At 58.7% G+C, this 17,449-nt stretch carries 14 protein-coding genes and 2 pseudogenes; 2 read left to right on the forward strand and 14 right to left on the reverse strand.

From position 1 onward, the window contains the following. Window positions 1–489: 489 nt before the first annotated feature. Window positions 490–861 (reverse strand): signal transduction histidine kinase, encoded by a 372-nt coding sequence (locus ABIA40_RS19505; protein ID WP_404542899.1) that lies wholly within the window; start codon window positions 859–861, stop codon window positions 490–492. 26 nt (window positions 862–887) lie between these two features. Continuing rightward, window positions 888–1,250, reverse strand: coding sequence for a hypothetical protein (locus ABIA40_RS19510; protein WP_404542900.1), 363 nt, complete (start codon window positions 1,248–1,250; stop codon window positions 888–890). 483 nt (window positions 1,251–1,733) lie between these two features. Between ABIA40_RS19510 and ABIA40_RS19515 the strand changes: the two genes are divergently transcribed. Then, window positions 1,734–2,408: a Crp/Fnr family transcriptional regulator gene (locus tag ABIA40_RS19515; RefSeq protein WP_404542901.1), complete on the forward strand. Its 675-nt coding sequence runs from the start codon at window positions 1,734–1,736 to the stop codon at window positions 2,406–2,408. A 184-nt stretch (window positions 2,409–2,592) separates the two neighbouring features. Here the strand turns inward: ABIA40_RS19515 and ABIA40_RS19520 are convergent, their stop codons facing one another. The 4 genes from ABIA40_RS19520 to ABIA40_RS19535 form a co-directional block, all read right to left on the reverse strand. Next, window positions 2,593–3,747 (reverse strand): AI-2E family transporter, encoded by a 1,155-nt coding sequence (locus ABIA40_RS19520; protein ID WP_271542386.1) that lies wholly within the window; start codon window positions 3,745–3,747, stop codon window positions 2,593–2,595. A 568-nt stretch (window positions 3,748–4,315) separates the two neighbouring features. Then, window positions 4,316–5,032, reverse strand: a complete 717-nt coding sequence (locus ABIA40_RS19525; protein WP_404542902.1) for a DUF1236 domain-containing protein — start codon at window positions 5,030–5,032, stop codon at window positions 4,316–4,318. A gap of 284 nt (window positions 5,033–5,316) precedes the next feature. Further along, on the reverse strand, window positions 5,317–5,562 hold the full coding sequence (locus ABIA40_RS19530) for a hypothetical protein (RefSeq protein ID WP_271542389.1): 246 nt from the start codon (window positions 5,560–5,562) through the stop codon (window positions 5,317–5,319). Window positions 5,563–5,640: 78 nt separating this feature from the next. Beyond that, window positions 5,641–5,994: a phasin family protein gene (locus tag ABIA40_RS19535; protein WP_271542391.1), complete on the reverse strand. Its 354-nt coding sequence runs from the start codon at window positions 5,992–5,994 to the stop codon at window positions 5,641–5,643. A 306-nt stretch (window positions 5,995–6,300) separates the two neighbouring features. On the opposite strand from ABIA40_RS19535, the gene ABIA40_RS19540 reads away from it, so the two are divergent. Further along, window positions 6,301–6,627: a hypothetical protein gene (locus ABIA40_RS19540; protein WP_271542393.1), complete on the forward strand. Its 327-nt coding sequence runs from the start codon at window positions 6,301–6,303 to the stop codon at window positions 6,625–6,627. A gap of 551 nt (window positions 6,628–7,178) precedes the next feature. Here the strand turns inward: ABIA40_RS19540 and ABIA40_RS19545 are convergent. The 8 genes and pseudogenes from ABIA40_RS19545 to ABIA40_RS19580 form a co-directional block, all read right to left on the reverse strand. Next, entirely contained in the window at window positions 7,179–9,122 is a 1,944-nt protein-coding gene (locus ABIA40_RS19545) for a glycosyltransferase (protein ID WP_404542904.1), read from the reverse strand. Next, on the reverse strand, window positions 9,119–10,273 hold the full coding sequence (locus ABIA40_RS19550) for an HlyD family efflux transporter periplasmic adaptor subunit (RefSeq protein ID WP_333919546.1): 1,155 nt from the start codon (window positions 10,271–10,273) through the stop codon (window positions 9,119–9,121). Before ABIA40_RS19550 ends, ABIA40_RS19545 begins: the two co-directional genes overlap by 4 nt. 377 nt (window positions 10,274–10,650) lie before the next feature. Beyond that, window positions 10,651–12,642: a bifunctional diguanylate cyclase/phosphodiesterase gene (locus ABIA40_RS19555; protein ID WP_271542398.1), complete on the reverse strand. Its 1,992-nt coding sequence runs from the start codon at window positions 12,640–12,642 to the stop codon at window positions 10,651–10,653. A 6-nt stretch (window positions 12,643–12,648) separates the two neighbouring features. Continuing rightward, window positions 12,649–13,653, reverse strand: a complete 1,005-nt coding sequence (locus ABIA40_RS19560) for a TRAP transporter substrate-binding protein (protein WP_271542401.1) — start codon at window positions 13,651–13,653, stop codon at window positions 12,649–12,651. Window positions 13,654–14,432: 779 nt separating this feature from the next. Further along, window positions 14,433–15,183: pseudogene (locus tag ABIA40_RS19565) on the reverse strand (fatty acid desaturase). A 293-nt stretch (window positions 15,184–15,476) separates the two neighbouring features. After that, entirely contained in the window at window positions 15,477–16,412 is a 936-nt protein-coding gene (locus ABIA40_RS19570) for a slipin family protein (RefSeq protein WP_404542906.1), read from the reverse strand. An 84-nt stretch (window positions 16,413–16,496) separates the two neighbouring features. Further along, a complete protein-coding gene (locus ABIA40_RS19575) occupies window positions 16,497–16,691 on the reverse strand; it encodes a hypothetical protein (protein WP_271542405.1) in 195 nt (64 codons plus the stop codon). Between the two features lie 15 nt (window positions 16,692–16,706). After that, window positions 16,707–16,922: pseudogene (locus tag ABIA40_RS19580) on the reverse strand (sensor histidine kinase); the annotation flags it as partial. Window positions 16,923–17,449 lie beyond the last annotated feature (527 nt).

Here is a 17,449-nt window from a genome sequence, read left to right on the forward strand (position 1 = left end):
GAGTCGCTCTTGCGCATTGAGCCAAGCGCGAATCAGGTTGAGCTGGACTCGCCAGCGGTTGGTCCTCGCTGGTCCCAGAGAATGACGGACCAGCTCTTTCGTGAAGATGGTAGAGGCCTACGGGCAACGAACTATATCAAAGAAGCAAAAGGCCGGGCGTCGCCATCCGCATTCTCGGGCGCCATGTGTCCGCCGGCGGCCGAAGCTTCGGCTCGGCGACGATGGCCATCCTGCTGATCAAGAGAGCTGCCACCGAGCAGGCATTCCGGATCACATTGGGCACTTTTGTCCGGTCGATATCGATCTTGTTCTCCGAATTGTTGTTGAATGTACTGCGCGTCGAAACCGTATTGGATCCTCCAGGATCTTGCCGCCACGACCGAGCTGTGGTTTCGCAGCTCTGCTTATCGCCAAGCGCGGGTCATTCTACTACGATTGTGATACTGAGCGCACATGACTCCAGTCGCGAGATTTCTCGTGGTCCAGGTCTCAGGCCAGTCTATGAAACGCTGGCGGCAACACCTCCCGAACGAGTTGACTTAGATCTAAAGCCTCGCCGCTTTCCGTAATGTCAGAGAATAGAACCTCGACAAAGGGATGCTGGCGGTTGAATGCGGCGCCTCGCTGGTACTTCGCGCTCACAATCCGCTGAAGTGCGGCAAGGTTCAACCGGCCAAGCGCATTGTATTGATCGCGGAACAGACTTTGTCGTCCTCCACGGTGCTCGACAGACTCCGCCCAAACGTCCATCACCTTCCGGCCCATGAACGCCTCGATCTGTTCATTTCCGTCCTGAGCAAGAAGCCGCAACCCGTCCATGGTATGTGGTCCGTCATCGACCCGAAATTGTGTAAGTGACATGGAAATCTCCTGTTATCGGCATCCGGTTAGATCGACAGCCCGTCGCGCACTGCGCCTCCCTCGTTGTCCCACCGTGAGAGAGCCAAAGTGCACGATCTCGCATCGCTAGGCATGTCTTCTGTTAGAGGCAATTTGCCGTGACCGGCGTCATCCTTGTGGTTATGAAGAAATCGGGCGATCTGGCCGCGGAGCGCCGCCGTCTCCAGCAACTCGCCAATCGACCCGGCAGTGTCGAAGATATCGCGTTGCAGCGTGGTCGGTAGAGCGTTCCATTGCATGATGATGGCTGCGCCAAGATACCGCAGAACAAGCTCTTCTTCAGCCGCAAGGGCTACGCCGTCCGATCGGCCCTGTTCCGCCACTGCGCGGTATTGCTGAGATTTAAACATGCTGGGCTCTTTCGTTCGAAGTCTCAGCCCATCTCCCCACCCTGGATGGTGAGACTTAGAAAGATATGGGGATCAACGGTTTGAATAACGAGCCTCGGCCGTACAATAAGATGGCACAAGAGTGAGCAATATTGACCAGCGGGCTGGGGTACCGAGCCAGCATACTGCCTCATCACCGCCCGATCATCTGCGTCGACATCCGCATTCTGAACACGTCAACTGCGCTCATTCCCACGTCGTAGCGATCGCAATCCGGTGATTAACAGCCGCAGCCGTAGCCGATGCGCGACGCGCTCGGGGAAGCGCAGGCGGTGTCGCCCTCGGTGGGCAGCGAGCTGACGCGCTCAACAGTCTGCTTTCTTGTAGAACTGGTGAAAATCGGCAGGTAAGCTGGCTAAAAACGCTCTCGCCGCTCGTTCAAAAACGCCAGGGCGCTTGGCAGTTAACCGAGATCGGGCAGGTTTGTGAGGCACAGGAGGCTCCGTGACAAAGCCAACCAAGGGCATCTTTGACCCCAAGAAATTCCTCGCCAAAGTGGGTGCGGGGAAAACGATTCTCGAGCTTCCCAAGAACCGGCATGTGTTCCAGCAAGGCGATGTCGCAGACTCGGTGTTTTACATTCAGAAAGGTAAAGTCAAGCTAACGGTCGTATCCGAGCAGGGTAAGGAGGCGGTTGTCGCAATTCTGGAGCCCGGCCAATTCTTCGGCGAGGGATGCATGAACGGTCATCAGTTACGCATCGCGACGACAACGACGATGGAAGATTGCGTTATCACGTCGATCAGCAAAGACGCGATGATGAAGGCTATCGAGCCGAAATTTTCACAGCTCTTCATGTCGTATCTCCTGACCCGGAACAGTCGGATTGAGGAGGACTTGATCGACCAGCTCTTCAATTCGAGCGAGCGGCGGCTTGCTCGACTGCTGTTGCTGCTCGCCAATTTCGGCAAGGAAGGCAGCCCGCAGCCGATCAGCGCGAACATTAGTCAGGAGACATTGGCTGAGATGATCGGGACCACGCGATCCCGCGTCAGCTATTTCATGAACAAGTTTCGCAGGCTGGGCTTCATCAGCTATAATGGGCACATCGAGGTCCACAATTCACTGTTGAGCGCGGTTTTGCATGAGAAGCCCCTGCTGAGAGAGCGAGATCAGTAGGGCGGTCGGAAAAAAACGACCCCAGGGCGTGGGGGCGCGCTGAGGCCGTCATTTCATCGGATGCTTTGGGGGGCATATGCATCCGGTCGCCCCTCACCAAGTCGCGCCGCCGGCGTTCGTTCCGCAGGGATTCGAGGTCGAGATTCGGTACACCGAAAGGCAGGTGAAATGCCGGCCGACGTCACTATTCCCCTTCTAGGAAATGTCCCAACGCCTTAAGGGGGCGCAACCTGTCGCAAACGATCTTCAGAATAGCCAGCATCGGCACAGCCAAGATCGCACCCAGCACGCCCCACATCCAGAACCAGAACACCAGCGACAGGATAATCAGCACCGGGTTTAGCGTGAAGCGCCGCGCAAGCAGCAGGGGCGTCAAGATTTCGCCCTCGACGAGATGAATGCCAAAGTAGAGCACCGGCGGCAGCAAGGCCCACCACAAGCTCTCGAAGCTCAGCATTCCGACCAGCACAAAGATGCCGACGCCGAAAAGCGGCCCCAGAATCGGAATGTAGTTCAGAAGGAAGGCCGTGGTAGCCCACAACAGCGGATCTCCCAGGCCGCAAAGATACATCGCTGCCGCCGTCGTGACGCCTACCCCGGCATTCATGGCCGTAATTGTAAGCAGATACCCCGATATGTCCTCCTGGATCTGCTGAGAGATATCGACGGCTTGTCGCTTGTTGCTGAACGTCGGCAGAATTTCAACGACCCGCCGGAGGAATATGTTGCCCGCGACTAGAAGAAAATAAAGCACCAGGACCGTCGTAAACAGGCCATCGAGTACGGAGCGCGTGCCGGCGAAAAGGACGCCTGTTATGCCCAGATCGCGGCGAACCGAAACAATTGATCCCTTGCCGGGCGGAGCATCTGCAGCCTGCTCGGCCTGTTGAATGACTTTTTGCAACGCCTGAATCGGCCCGCTGACAAGCCGTAGGTGTGCCTCCAGGCGGGGAATGCCCTCGGGCAGCCGCTCTGCCCAGGTCGTGGCCGGCACCGATAACGCCGCCACCAGACCGACAAGCGCTCCAATCACCAGAAGAACGGTGAAGAGCGCTCCCACAGCCCGCGGCAGATGCAAGCGTCCCAAGAGGGGGACAGCGGGTTGAAGCAGGAGATTCAGCACGAGGGCAACCATGACCGGAAGAATGATCGAGCTTGCGACGTAGAGCGCCGCCAGGACACCTAATCCGAACAAGCCACCGAGAAAAAACGTCCGCGGATCAGACGGAAGCGGCATCTCCGTCTCATTGCGAGCATCGACTGCCGCAGCGTGTGGATCTGGCAGATCAACATCAAGCGGGACCGAAGGACTATGCAACGGCGGTATGACGGCAACCATGGTTTTCCCTCTGGAGATGAGCGGATCATCTCCTCGGTGCCAATCGCCCCCCTTTTCGGCGTCAGGCTTCGCAAGAGCACAGGCGTGAAGTTCTTGCTCCGCTCTTCGGGCAGGCAAAGTAGCGGATTACGAAGCCAGCCTAAATTGCAACGATGACGACTTCGTCGTGTCCGCACCTTGCGCATTTAAAGGTGCGCACATCAAAACCGGGCTTGTCCGGTTCGATGCAGACCAACGTCATCGGCGTGCGGCATCTCGAGCAGCCATGAATTCTGAAGTCTGCGGCACTAAGCCTTGGATTGGATCGACTAGACGGCATGATACTCCCCTTGAGAACCAGGCGGGAGCGCGACACTCTCAGTCACCGATGGATGCCTATCGTAGGGCGGTGATCAAACAACCTACCTTTTGGAGTTCCCTGTGCGCTGGTCAATATTGCTCGCTTTCCGCAACAAACTTGCGGAGGAGATAACAACACCACGCGCGCGGCGCCCGGTTCATATATTGAGGGCGGCTCTTGAGCCGCCCTCTTGCGTTCAGCTGCTTGTCATGTGGTTCGGGAGCTCGCCTACCCCTCAATGATGTAAACGATCTCATGCGTACGCGGGCGAAGGACAAAATACTTGCCGTGCACCAGGATGAAATCGTATCCACGCCATTCCGGATAGATTTCCACGATACGTGACGGCATCGGGTAATAGCGGATACCGGCGGGCACAGCCGTTCCGATTGAGAGATTGAAATTCACGTTCGTTACTTCCTCGACCTTCTCTTGCTTCATCGCCGAGGTTATCTGGGTGCGCTTCTCGGCGGGAGGAGCTGCCGTCGCCGAGTTTGCCGCACTTCCCGTCGTCCTACTGTCGGAGGTCGATGGCTTTGTGTCGGCAGACGGCGTTTTCAAGTCCTTTGAGGTGGTTGTCGAATCAACTGCCTTTGCCTTGCTGTCGGCTTTCAGCTCGCTTGCCGGCTTGGTGTCAGGAAGTGATTTCGAGTCAGCTGTCGGATTCTTCATGTCCTTCGAAGCGGCGGTCGGAGCAGTTGAGTCCGGAGCCTTCGACCGGCCGTCAGCTTTCTTGTCGCCCGTCGTTGTTGCCTCCGGCTTGACCTGTACATGTTGAGGCTTACCCTCTTTTGACGTAGCGCCGGGGGGTAATGTCTCGGCTCCCTTTGCCGCTGGTGCATTCATCGGCACCGCGCTATCGCCTTTAGGCGAGGCGGCAGCCGGAGACTCCTTCGCTGCTCCCTGATTGACGCCTTGCGCTGTCGCCAGCCCTGTCGTGGCCAATAGCGCCGCGACAGCTGCAGAAACTATTAAGGACTTCGTCAGCTAATATTTTCCAATCAAACTGCATTCAAGCCGACGAAGATCGGCCATAGGATGGAACGGCCCTAACAAGCTTTAGTTCCCTGCAGTGCTCGGTTGCGAACGAGACGCAGTCAATGACGGGATGACATTCGGATCTTCGCTCGAAGCTCTCATCTCGCAAGGCGAGCGGCGCAATTCGCTGAGGCGACTACCCAAATGGTATTTGACTTGTGGCTCTGCCAGTCAGTGGATCGTTCGGGCCGTTAGGTGCTATGCTGCCGGTAGTCGAGCGCAGTCAGTCCACGGATGGCACGCGCGCACAGCTTGTCGGCATCGCGCTCGCCGTCGCCTGCTGCCTGCACAATTCTCCTGGCAATGATTTCCCGATCTACCTCCAGCTGGCCGATGTGTTGAAGCGTTCGACATGCCAGGTCGTACGCTGCGTTCACGGCGGTTACCTGCTCTGGGTTAATGGATAAGCTTTCGAAGATCTGATTGATACTGGCCATAATGCTCCTCCCGGCAATGCCTCGCGATGAACCAGAGCCGCTTTGCTCCGGCACCGCGGGACAGAGTTCTAAGCCATGTTACCGATTTGTCGGGGTCATCTTTGCAACAACCTCAGCGAATGGCTTGTACGACTCCTTGGCAAGATCGCCGTAAAGCGTGCCGATCTTCTGCGACTCCACAACGAACGTGCCATAGGTTGCCTTGGCGAAGTCGGCCTGAACTTCAATCGCCTTGTCGAGCGACTTTACGCCCGAGAGCTTCTCAACAAACAGTCTCGTATGCTCGAGCGACTTCTTCGTGTAGTCCCCGTAAGCATTGGCAATCGCAAGGAAGGCCCCGGGCAAGGCGCTGGACGAAGCTCTTGTATTGAGCTGATCATTGCCATTCGGTTGGTGCGGCACATTCTGCTCTGTCTGGATGTGATCTGACATTTGTGTCTCCTTGTTTCGCTTGGTGGTGGATCAACGTTGCTCGCCACCGATGGTTGCTTCAGGACCCTCACTTATCGCTGGTCCGTTCCGGGGCGTGTGTTCGTAGGACGAGCAGCAGCCCGCTGTGTCTACGCTTGAATATCTCATCGACCGGTGAGCTAAGCGTTCCGCCGGCGACGCGTCGGCGCAGACAGGACAGCCAGGCCGGTAGATGCCGTTCATGGGAGCGACCGGACAACTGCATATTCTAAAAAGGAGTCGAATCGTGAAAGCGCGTGTTTGGGATAACCAACGCTAGTTCGGAAGATGATCAATATTGGCCAGCGGCAGCAGCATGCATTGCTCAACGATGGTGCATCACCGCGCCCAACGGCATCCACCGGTGACTGGGAGTTTCGCGCTCCCGCCCTGATCAAGGCTAGCTCAATGACCATCCAGCGACCGATGTGTCCCGAATGCCAGATAAGCATGATGCTGGCGCGCATTACGCCCGGTCCCGCCGGCTTTCGCATTCAAACCTTCGAATGTCCCGCTTGTGATCTCATCCACCAGCTCCTCGACGAAGCAGTCGACCCGATGAAATGCGCAAATACTTTAGCTTGGTTTCGGGGCGAGCTGCGGGCGCCGACATAGCACGCGCGCAACCGAAGCGATCAGGCGCCGAAACCATCGATGTAGGCCTTGCGGCGACGAAGCCGTGGGGCGAGCCTAGCTTCGCTACGGCCGTGACCCGCTCAACGGACATCTAGCTCAGCGCCTCGTTTCGCGAACTCAGCGTCGCCCTTCGACGTATCGAAGGATAGTCTCCGAAAGGCGGACGACCAGCTCCTTCAGCTCCATATTCTCTTTTTCGAGAGAGCGAAGGGTGCCCCTCATTCGCATCTCGTCGTCCGGACTCTGAGGCCAAAAGCTGGGTGGCTTTCGCTCGGCGATCATTCCTTCCTCCCAACAGCCCGCCCCCCAAGGATACATGCTCTTAGAGACACCGATTCGCTGGTCAATTTTGCTCAGTCTCCACGGCGAGCGCGTTGGTTATCAAATGGCCCCGATCTGCCGCGACGCTCTCGGTTATGGCTGCTCTTGCCGCCCACTAGCACGACTATCATGCTAGGACAGCCATGCTGCCCAACGCCTTCGATGGAAGCGCCCGAAGCCTGACCCAACAATACCGCCGGTAGACGTAGTCACCCGAAAATCCGCATCATGATTGCTTTGCCGAGGGGGACGGCGCGTATGCCGGTGAATGCGGTGACGTAGTCGCCGGAATAGAAAGCTCGAATGAGATCAACGCGCGTGTTGAGGGTCTCATCGAATCGGATTGCAAATCCATCCGCTGTACGCCGCACGACCAGAGCGGCGAGAGTTCTCTCACGAAGTGTGCAATGGACGACGGTGCCAACCGGTGGAGGATTGTTGCTCACGAAGCGGGCACCCGTGATCGACATGTCGGCCAAACGGTAGATGCCGGACCGCCCACCGATATTGAAAAGAACTGGCTCAGTTCGCTCGAACCGCTCGGCCTTTCGCCGCCGCGGCTGCTCGACGGACACCAGGCAGACGATCGTCAGGACGACTGCATTGTATAAACTCCAGGCCAGCGCCAGGCCGCCATAAGCGATAATGTCGCCTTGCGCATGAAGCACGAAGGCATAGGTAATTCCGGCGAGCGTAATCGCCAACGCGGAGCCGTAGATCCTGAGCAGCGGCCATTCGATGAAACCTTGATCGCGATCCCCGCCCTTTGCGGTGACCTCGAACTTGTGCCCCAGCGGCTTGAGCAGTCCCCTCGCGACTGCTTTGAGAACCGCTGGCAAAGCAATGTATTGGGAGACGTCGGACATCACCGCCATTGACCGTCCACGAGAAATCCAGGCGATGGTGAGCGAATACCAGATATAAAACGGCAGGAAATTTCCGAGGAGTATGGAAAGATCCGCCTGAACGGCTTTGATGCCGAACAGAAGATAAAGGCTCGGAATGACAAGACCGAATACCTTGATGACATAGGTCGAGGTCCAACTCATGAATGCTTCGACCAGGGATAGCCTGTCGACAAGTTCCAGCCGCGATCTTCGCGAAAAGGGGCCGCTGCGCCCCCGAATTATCTGCATGAAGCCAAGACACCATCGGCTGCGCTGAGTGATGTACTCCTTCAGTCCTTCGGGGGCCAACCCCAAGGTCAGCCGCTCGTTCAGGTACACCGTGCGCGCGCCAATCTCCTTCAGCCGCAGTGTCAGTAGATAATCCTCCGTCACGGAATCGGTCGGAAAGCCGCCAATTTTCACCAGTGACGAGTGTCTGATGACCGACGACGTGCCGCAACAGAAAGCCACGCCCCACGCGTCCTTCGCTGGCATCAGAATATCGAAGAAGAAGCGCTGCTCGTCCGGCCAGACCTTGGTCGCGGCCAGGTTGGTTTGAATCGGATCCGCATTGATGAAATGCTGAGGCGTCTGCACCACGCCTACGCCAGGATCGCGGAGCAGGCACATCGCGCGAGCGAGAAATTCGGGCATGGGAACGAAATCGGCATCGAGGATCGAAATGAAGTCGGGAGGATCGACGAGCCCTGTCACATGACGAAGAGCGTGGTTGATGTTGCCGGCCTTGGCGTCCTTGTTGTCGGGCCGAGCCAGATAGCGGCAGCCGAGCTCGCCTGAAAGCTTTTCGAGCCAGCGGCGCCGCCCGTCGTCCAGCACCCAAACTCGATAGTTAGGATAGTTCATTCCAGTTGTGCCGACGATCGTGCGCTCGAGAATCGAAACTTCCTCGTTGTAGGTGCAAATGAACACGTCGATGAGGGGAGTGTCCCGTCCGGCAAGCCACCGCCTATTGGCTTCGACTTGCGGCGTTCGATCGATCGTACGACTGAGAAACAGTAGCGACAGTGCACTCGCCGCGAGTGATGCAGCCTCCACGAGGAGGAACACGACTCCCACGACGAAATCGGCGGTCCAGCCGACGGGCGGGATCGTGGACGTAAGGCGCCATCCAAAGTAGCGGATCATGAGCAGCAATAGAATCGCGATCATCAGCGAACGCGACGCAGAGTTCCCAGGCCGCAGCCAGGGCAGGATGGCAAGGCAGAACCCGAGCGCAAGAAGGCCCGGTGTCAGCGCGGCGATCATGGCATTCTCGCACTATCTGCCGAGAAGATGACGCGTCCGGTTCGCCCGACCGGACAATCGTTGGAGCCATCGTTAAGGGCGGGGACCGAAATTGTGGCACGATATGGTTCCTTGCTCAGGGCATCGGGATTGATGGCGAGGTTGGCCGCGGCCCCTGCGGAGCCCGTAAGATTGACCACGGTGCCGGCCAACTCGGGCCCTTCGGCGCTCGGTCGGAATTGCGCGACCGATCCAAGTTGCAGGCTGTTATACACACTCTCCCTGACGTTCGCCGTCACCACCGCGCCGGAACAATCGAGCAGGCGAACGAGCGGTTGACCGGCCCGGACGTCCTCACCTGGCGCAGTCAGGATTTCCCAGACTCGGCCGGCGACGGGGAATTTGAGCTCCGCTTCGGAGCGGCTGCTGTAACGAGATCGCTCGGATTCAATCTCACCCTCGAGCCACGCGATCTGCGCATCCGCATGCGCGACGTCCGCGGTGAGCCCCTCCGCCCGCTGCCGCATTTCCTCCTCACGTTGCACCGAACTCGGACGATCGTTGTAACTGTCGCCGAGAAAGGTGCCTTCGCGGGCGGCGGTGAGCTCAACCTGGGTTGCATCCAGGCGGCGTCGCGCGCCGATCTCAGTCTGTTGGGCGATGGTTTGATCTCTCGTCAAGCGCCCAAGCTCGACGGAGGAAACGCTGCCCGATTTTACAAGCGAAGAGGCTCTCTCCACCGCGGCCGTCGCCTCCTCGCGACGCGCCGCGGCCGCTTCGATTGAGGCCTGGATTTCCGCGATGCGCGCCTCGAGCTGACGAATACGCCCCTTCGTGAACAGGGCCGCCTGACGCGCCAGATCCTTCTGCGCCGCGCGAGCCGATGCTATCTTCGAAACGAGGCTTGGCCTCTCGTTTTCCAGGCGAGACATCTGGCTGCGCAGATCGTCGAGCCGCACGCGGTCACCGCGCGCGTTGACGACACGAAGGATGAACGTGCCCTCGGCGACGATGCCTGGATCGCCCGACAGACCGGCGCCGGATGAAATCTTGCCGTCAATCGGCGACCTCAATGTCACCAGCCTCGCGTTGACGACTGCTTCGACGCTTGACGTCTGGAAAACCGCTCTCAGGGGGAGCCAGCCGAATACTGCGACGATGGCGATGCCCACGGCTGCCTCACAAATCGCAGTGGTGTCCGGCTCGGCGCCACATTTGCACTCGGAGCGTCAGTCTCCGAGACCTCGGTCTTGCCGGGATCAAGATGCACGTCCAACGCGTGCCGTGGACCGGACCCGCCATTTGTTGCGCCGTCGATCGGCGTCGTGAGGGGGCCACCTGTGTGTGGGCTGCCGCGTTCCGGCGCGGAGGTGCAACGCGATTGATTTTCCATGGTAGGCATGATCACCAATTCGCAACCTCGGCGAGAGATGCAGGCTACGGAAGAAAAATGTCATGTTGGTGAGACAAGCGCTAACCGAAACGCGAGAATGGTCTACAATGGCGGAGGGCCGGGGAGCCGCTCCGCCCACGGAGGTGCAGGTTCGTGCTACCGTTCAGCGGTGGCGTTGACGACCTGCAGCTTGGGCACGGGTAAAGCCGGCGACATTGGCCTCGCGAAGCCCGCCAGAATGCTGGCGCCGAGCTCCGAGGCCGGGACCGGCCGGCCGAAGAAAAACCCTTGGACCTGATCACCGTCGGCCGTATCGAGAAATGCCGCCTGGCTGGCGGTCTCGACGCCTTCGACCGTTACGCGCATGTGCAACTCGCGTCCAAGCGCGATGATCGCTTTGACCACCGCTCCGACCTGGCGATGGGGGCCGTCGAGGCCCTGCATGAAGGTTCGATCGATCTTGATCTTGTCGAACGGAAAGCGCCACAGATAGCTGAAGCTCGAATAGCCTGCACCGAAATCGTCCATTACGATGGCCACGCCCATCGCCTTGAGAGTCAGGAGCTGCGCCATGATCGTTTCGGTGTTGCCGAGCAGCAAGCCTTCGGTAATCTCCAGTTCGAGCCGGTGCGGCGCGAGTTCCGCCTCCCTCAGTACGGCAGCGACGATGTCGCTGATGGTGCCCGCCACGAACTGCTGGGGTGACAGGTTTACTGCAACGGTCAGGTGCGCCGGCCAGGTTGCGGCGGTGCGGCATGCCTCCCGCAACACCCACGCCCCGATCTTGTCGATAAGTCGCAAGTCCTCGGCGACCGGGATGAAGGCCAGTGGCGGAACGAGGGTCCCGTCCGCTGCGTGCATCCGGATCAGCGCTTCGAAGCCGGCAAGACGGCGCTGAGATACTTCGAAGAGCGGCTGGTAATGCAGTTCGAAGCGATCATTCAGCACCGCCTCGCGAATCGCTCTTTCGAGCTCGATGCGCGCTTGTAGCTCGGTATCCATCTCGGGCACGAAGAACCGGATGCAGTTGCGGCCGGCGGCCTTGGCCGCGTAGAGCGCGAGGTCGGCACTCTTGAGCAATCGTTCCGGGCTGGTGCCCTCCTCCATCGCCAGCGCCACGCCGATGCTAGCGGTGGTGTGTATCTCGTGCTGCTTGAACTTCACCGCAGCATTTGCGGCGGTGGCAAGATGGCGCGCAAAGGTCTCGGCCTGCATCCTGCCGCCGACGTCGTTCTGCACGACGACGAACTCGTCGCCGCCGAGCCTGGCCACCACGTCGTCGATCCGGACCGCAGCGCGCAGACGCTCGGCGATGGACTTGAGTAGAAAGTCGCCGCCGTCATGACCAAGCGTATCGTTGACCTCCTTGAAGCGGTCGACATCGATGAAGTGCACGGCAAGGCTGCCGCCCCGCGTCGGCAAGTGAGCGAGGGCTCTTTCCAGCTTTTCGATCAACTGGGGACGATTGGCCAGCCCGGTCAACGCGTCATGGTGGGCGAGGAAGCGGATGCGTCGGTCAACCTGCTTCACCTTTGTTTCACGATACCACGCAACTGCGGGAATGGAGAAGGCGAGGCCCGACAGCAGGCAAAGGAATGCGGCCGCGGTCAGGAATGTATTGTGAAAACTCCTGCGTTGCTCCGTTTGATCCACGTAGGCCGCAACGACCGCAATGTGACGACCGTCGGCCTGGACCGGGACATAGGCGCGCGCGAAGAATGCCGGTCGGTCGACCGAATTGCCCTCCCTGACATCGACGATAGGTTGAGCCTCGGCGACCGATCGCGCTGCATCGGGGCTGTATACCGACAAATCGAGGAGTGCGATCTTTGCTTGGGTCGACACGAGCTGCGAATAACCATTGCGGTTGAAGATCTCGTATTGAAAGACCTCACCGGAATTTCGGGCCGACAAGAAGAACGCTAGGCTTGCGGCGGCCGGCTGCTCGCCGCCGGCAATCTGCTCGAGATCGGCGACACTGGCTGCCAGGAACCGGGCCCAGCTGCGAGCGGTCGACGTCGCGTCTTGACGGAGAAGATAATCAGTCGTGATCTTCAGGGTCGCCCCGGTACCCAGCAACAATATGGCAAGCGCGACGCAGATGATGACGATGTTTCGCTGAGGCCGGATGCTGGCGAATGATGGCATCCGCGGCTACCGGTTCGATCGCATTTTCGTGAGCTCGGCCCGGACCGTTTTCAGTAGCTCGGCATTGCGCTGACTTTTCGAAGCCCAATCATCGGCAATGGTCGCGAATACGGCATTTGCCGCATCCAGGTCCGACGGCGTGGGCACGATCACGTGACGGTTGGGATCTGACTTTAGCTCCCTCATAATGCTGCTTTCCACAGCTTCGTAGGTATCTACGAAGCGTCCGGCAGACCACGCACCACTGTATTTGAGGATGATTGACTGCGCCGATTTCGGGAGCCGGTTGAATGTCTTCCGGTTCATCAAGACCATCAGCGGCGCGCCGCTGATGCCAAGAAGGTAGTGATAAGTCGCAACGCGTTTGACGCCGTAATCGACCACTGAAGCAGGGTTCACGAGGGCGCCGTCGATGCTGCCGTTGCCGATAGCTTCGGAGATCTTGTTGACCGGCAAGAGCACAGGCCGCGCCCCCAGTTTTTCGAGCGCGGCGGCTTCGCCAGGATTGTTGACGCGAAGTCGCTTGCCTTTCAGATCATTCAGCGACGTGATCGGGATATTGCTGTGGATCGTCTCGGGTTCGCTGACATAAGCGCCGATCACGATGTAGTCATCGTAACCTTGCAGCGCGTTGGCTGCCATCAGCCGGGTGAGCACCGCAACGGACTCCCGCATGCTCGCAAACAAGCCGGGCAATTCGAGGATTGCATTGTCGGCAAATCGATTGCGCGTCAGGCCTGTGACGACGTAGGCGATGTCCGCCCTACCATCGAGCACGAGCTGGGGCTGCTCAGCCGGGTCCTTGCCAAGCGCGCCGCTGAAATAGGTTTCAATTTCGATCTGGCCTCTGGCCTCGGCGTTGACCGCGTCGACGAACGGCTTGACCGCCGCGAGATAGCTCGTCGAGCGGTCGGAGCTGAAGAACGCCAATTTGAGCTTGACCGGTTCGGCGGCGAGCGCCGAAGTCAGCACAATAGAGACCACCGCGCATCGTGCCAGCAATTTAAGCATCGGTTTTCCGATCGTGGCGGCGGCGCGTCACACAATTTTGCGAGACACCGATCTTCTCTGGTCTCTAGCGAACTCCCATAGATAGAAACGCTGAAGATAACTCTCATACGTAGAAAATGCCAGAAAATGCTGACCGAGCGGCGATCAAATCGCACATCGTGGTTTGACGTGTGCTAACGTGAACGAGACAATTGTCTGAGAGGGCCGATGACTCGGCCCAACTTCAGCGGCCTGTGCCCGCACGGCAAATGGTGCGAAACCCGAGGCTAGCCTTGTCAGTCCGCGAAGTGAGGCGGCCCCGCTCTTAAGCTTTCAGCTCCAGGTCTTCTGTGCTGAAGCAAGTAGGATCGCGGACGCCCGTCCTGCTTGTTCCTTCGATAAACGATCCGCCACATCGGTTCCAATCAGAGCCGGCCCCCTGCGTTCTCGATCGTAGACCATCCAGCCGACACCTCCCGCGCGAACGAAAAATCTACTCTGCGGCGCATTTTCAACCATTAGGCGACTCCTAGAAAATGAACCGCGCCCGCTTTCCTGACCGCATCGCACATCGCTGCGGGACTGAAACGCGCGTTTCGAGGACGGCTTCAATGCGCCGCTTACGGGAACCTGTTTGAGACCTCAAGCCAATAACGGAATGTTAGACAACGGCGGCCAATCTCTGGCGATCAGAGCGGTAGTATGCTTTCAAAAATGCCGCGCTCACTGGTCAATATTGCTCACATTGGAAATTTTGCCGGAGACGGGCCTCTCGAAACGAAACGAGCCGCCGCCCTTTCTCATCCCACAAGGCCCTCGGCACACACTGCAGGCTTTGCAAAAGCGTGATTCCGTCCCACGGCAGCGAGTTCCGGATGATCCTGGAGTACGTCGGGCAACCGATAGCAGGGAATTCGACTGCATAGATGATGGACGTGATGGACGCCGATGTTCGCCGTAAACCAGCGCAAGACAGCCGGCAAGTGATAGTGCGAACTGCCATGCAGCGCAGCTTCGTGAAAGCTCCACGCCTTATCACGGGACCACGATGTTTCCTCGAATTGGTGTTGAACATAGAACAGCCAGACACCGATTGACGCAGCCAGAACCACGATCGGCAGATGCACCAGCAGGAATGGCCCAAGGCCAACCAGCCCAATCATGCCGGCGATCAGAACCGCGATGGTGACGTTCGTACCCATTGTACTTAGCCAGGGCCGCCAGCCGCTGCGCATCGACCCTATCGGCAAGCGATGCCGCAAAATGAAGAGATATGTGGGACCTGCGCCGAACATTACGATCGGATGCCGGTACAGACGATAGAGGATCTGTCGCCATCGAGGCCGTGCGGCAAACTCTCTCACGGTCAAATGTATCAATGTCGCCGGAGCCCCTATGATCGAGATTACCCGAACTCGCGTGATGGCGCGCATGGTTGCGTCGCCAGTAATCGTACGGAGTTAGGGTAATAACGCCGATGGCTCGGCCGACCCAATCGTTCGCAAGACGGCCGCGGAAGAACGACCCATGGCCGCAGTCATGCTGGATCATGAAGAGACGAACGAGCAGGCCCGCCGCGGGCGCTGCCAGCAGCAGACCAATCCAATGGCCGCGGACAACAACGGCCAACATTAGAGCCCAGATGACCAAAAAGGGTACTGCTGTGATCAAAAGCTCGAAAATACCGCGCGCGTTATTGGGTTGGCGATAGTGGGCAAGCAACTGCGCCAACGCGCGGGTTTCTGAGGGGCCTTGAACCATGTCTAGACTGCTTTCGGACATGTGCGTTCGAGCGTATCCACCGACGGTCCCTTAGTAACAGCTCCAAAACCGCGTTTGGTGTGTCAAGTTGGCTCGAGAGCAAGCGAAGTCTCGTCAACCTTGGAAGCGTTTTTCTGTTGTGTGAACGGGGTGCTCAGCGGCAGCGAGCCGGTTTTCTCGGCCGACACGGTCTTGTCCTGGCTCGCCAAAGCCAAGGCCACGACGGGGTTCATGCTGTCGACCATCGATGTCGGCATCAGGATCGTGGTGCCGCGCTCCTTGGTTGTCTCATAGATGATGTTCATGGCGCGGAGCTGCAATGCCGCCGGCCGCCCCGCATAGATCACGGCCGCCTCGACGAATTTGCCGGCTATGGCGGCTTCGGCCGATCCGAGGATTACACGGGCCTGCTTTTCCCGCTCGGCCTGCGCTTGCCGAGACATCGCATCCTGCAAAGCCACCGGGATCGCGACGTCGCGGATCTCGACTGACCTCACTGAGATGCCCCAGTCGGCCGTTTTGCGTCCGATTTCGCTTCGCAACAGCTGGTCAGCGGCGGTCCGCTCCGACAAGAGCGCCGCTAGCATCGAGGAGCCGATCATTTCGCGCAGCGAAGTCTGGGCGACACGATCGATGGCTTCCCGGTAGTTCGTAATGTTCAAGGCCGCCTTCTGTGCGTCATGGACGAACCAAAAAATGATGGCGTCCACGTTCACTGGGACGGTGTCCTTCGTCAGGGCCTCCTGGGCGCTGAAAGCGGTAGTCTGGATACGCTCGTCAATGACGGCAACGACACTATCGACAACCGGAATGATCACGAAAAGTCCGGGCCCTTTCACGCCGCGCAATTTGCCGGCGCGGAGGATAACGAACTTCTGCCAGGTGTTTGCCATCTTCGCGGAGGCGATGACGATCGCGGCGATCAGCGAAGCGGTGCCGAGCGCGAAGTAACCCATCAGGCCAAGCACCGCGCCGATAGCGACGCAGGCTATCGCAAGAAATGCGGTGATCGGATTCATAGTTGGCTCCTTCCGCCGAGTTCGCCCCTGCGAACCAGTATATTGATCCAGATCGGGATGTTTTGCTGAGCAATATTGCTCAGTCTACAAAGACAGCACTTCATACGGCGGACTGAACAAGGCTGCAGGCTCCGGATGCACCGGATGCGGGTCGAACTCCTTGACCGCACCTGGCGCCCATTCTCTTGGAACGTGAGCAATATTGATCAGCAGCTGGTCATCCGGTGCGGCAAGCTTGATTCTTCGTCGTCCGATTCTTTCCGCTGCCACGATCCGCAAGACGTATCACATGCCTTCCACTGTCCAGACGAGGTCGACCCGCCCTCCGGGACCGACCGGCCGCCAAACTTCGTGGAGTTCGTGCAAAGCTCCTTAAGCGTCATCGCGACAGCGATGACGGCAGCCGACGTCATTCGGCTATCGGGTCCCGAGGAGAGAATTTCGACTCATCGGGATTGTCGAAGGCTTCGATCGCGCTACGGACGGCCGTGCAAGATCAGCGCTGGACCAGCATCATTGGATGGGCCATCTACGGGAAACGGCTGTAGACTGGTACGAGCGATCGATCTGGGACAAGCATCTCGGTGCCCCTATGATCCATACCCAGGTGCTCTTTCCTCATAATATCCGACCCCATCGGCGTGCGTGAACGGTGGAGCGGACAGGATCAACTCTCACCTGTCATTCTGATGACACGCCGACCTTGCAGCCGAGATGCTTGAGCATCTCGGCAGCGTTCTCCAGGATTGTTACCTTTTGCAGTGCCTCCGCGCTCTGATGTCCGGCGGCATCTTGCGAGCTCTATCCGAGGCGTTTGCCGCCCTGATGCTCAGTTCAGAAGCCAACAAACGATTTGGCTCCCTTCCTTGGCGAATGGATCATTGGCTGGAACTGATGACGCTCGCCTGCCGGAGGGAACTACCACTGAATCAGCACTGCAGCAGCGATCAGCAGCACGAAAAAGATCGGCAGCAATACGGGAGGTACCATCCACTCGCGAACACTGAACTTGGAGATATTCGACATTTGACCGCCTC

Origin of the sequence: Bradyrhizobium sp. USDA 223 (genome assembly GCF_044909005.1) — a bacterium.
GTDB classification, from domain to species: Bacteria; Pseudomonadota; Alphaproteobacteria; order Rhizobiales; family Xanthobacteraceae; genus Bradyrhizobium; species Bradyrhizobium yuanmingense.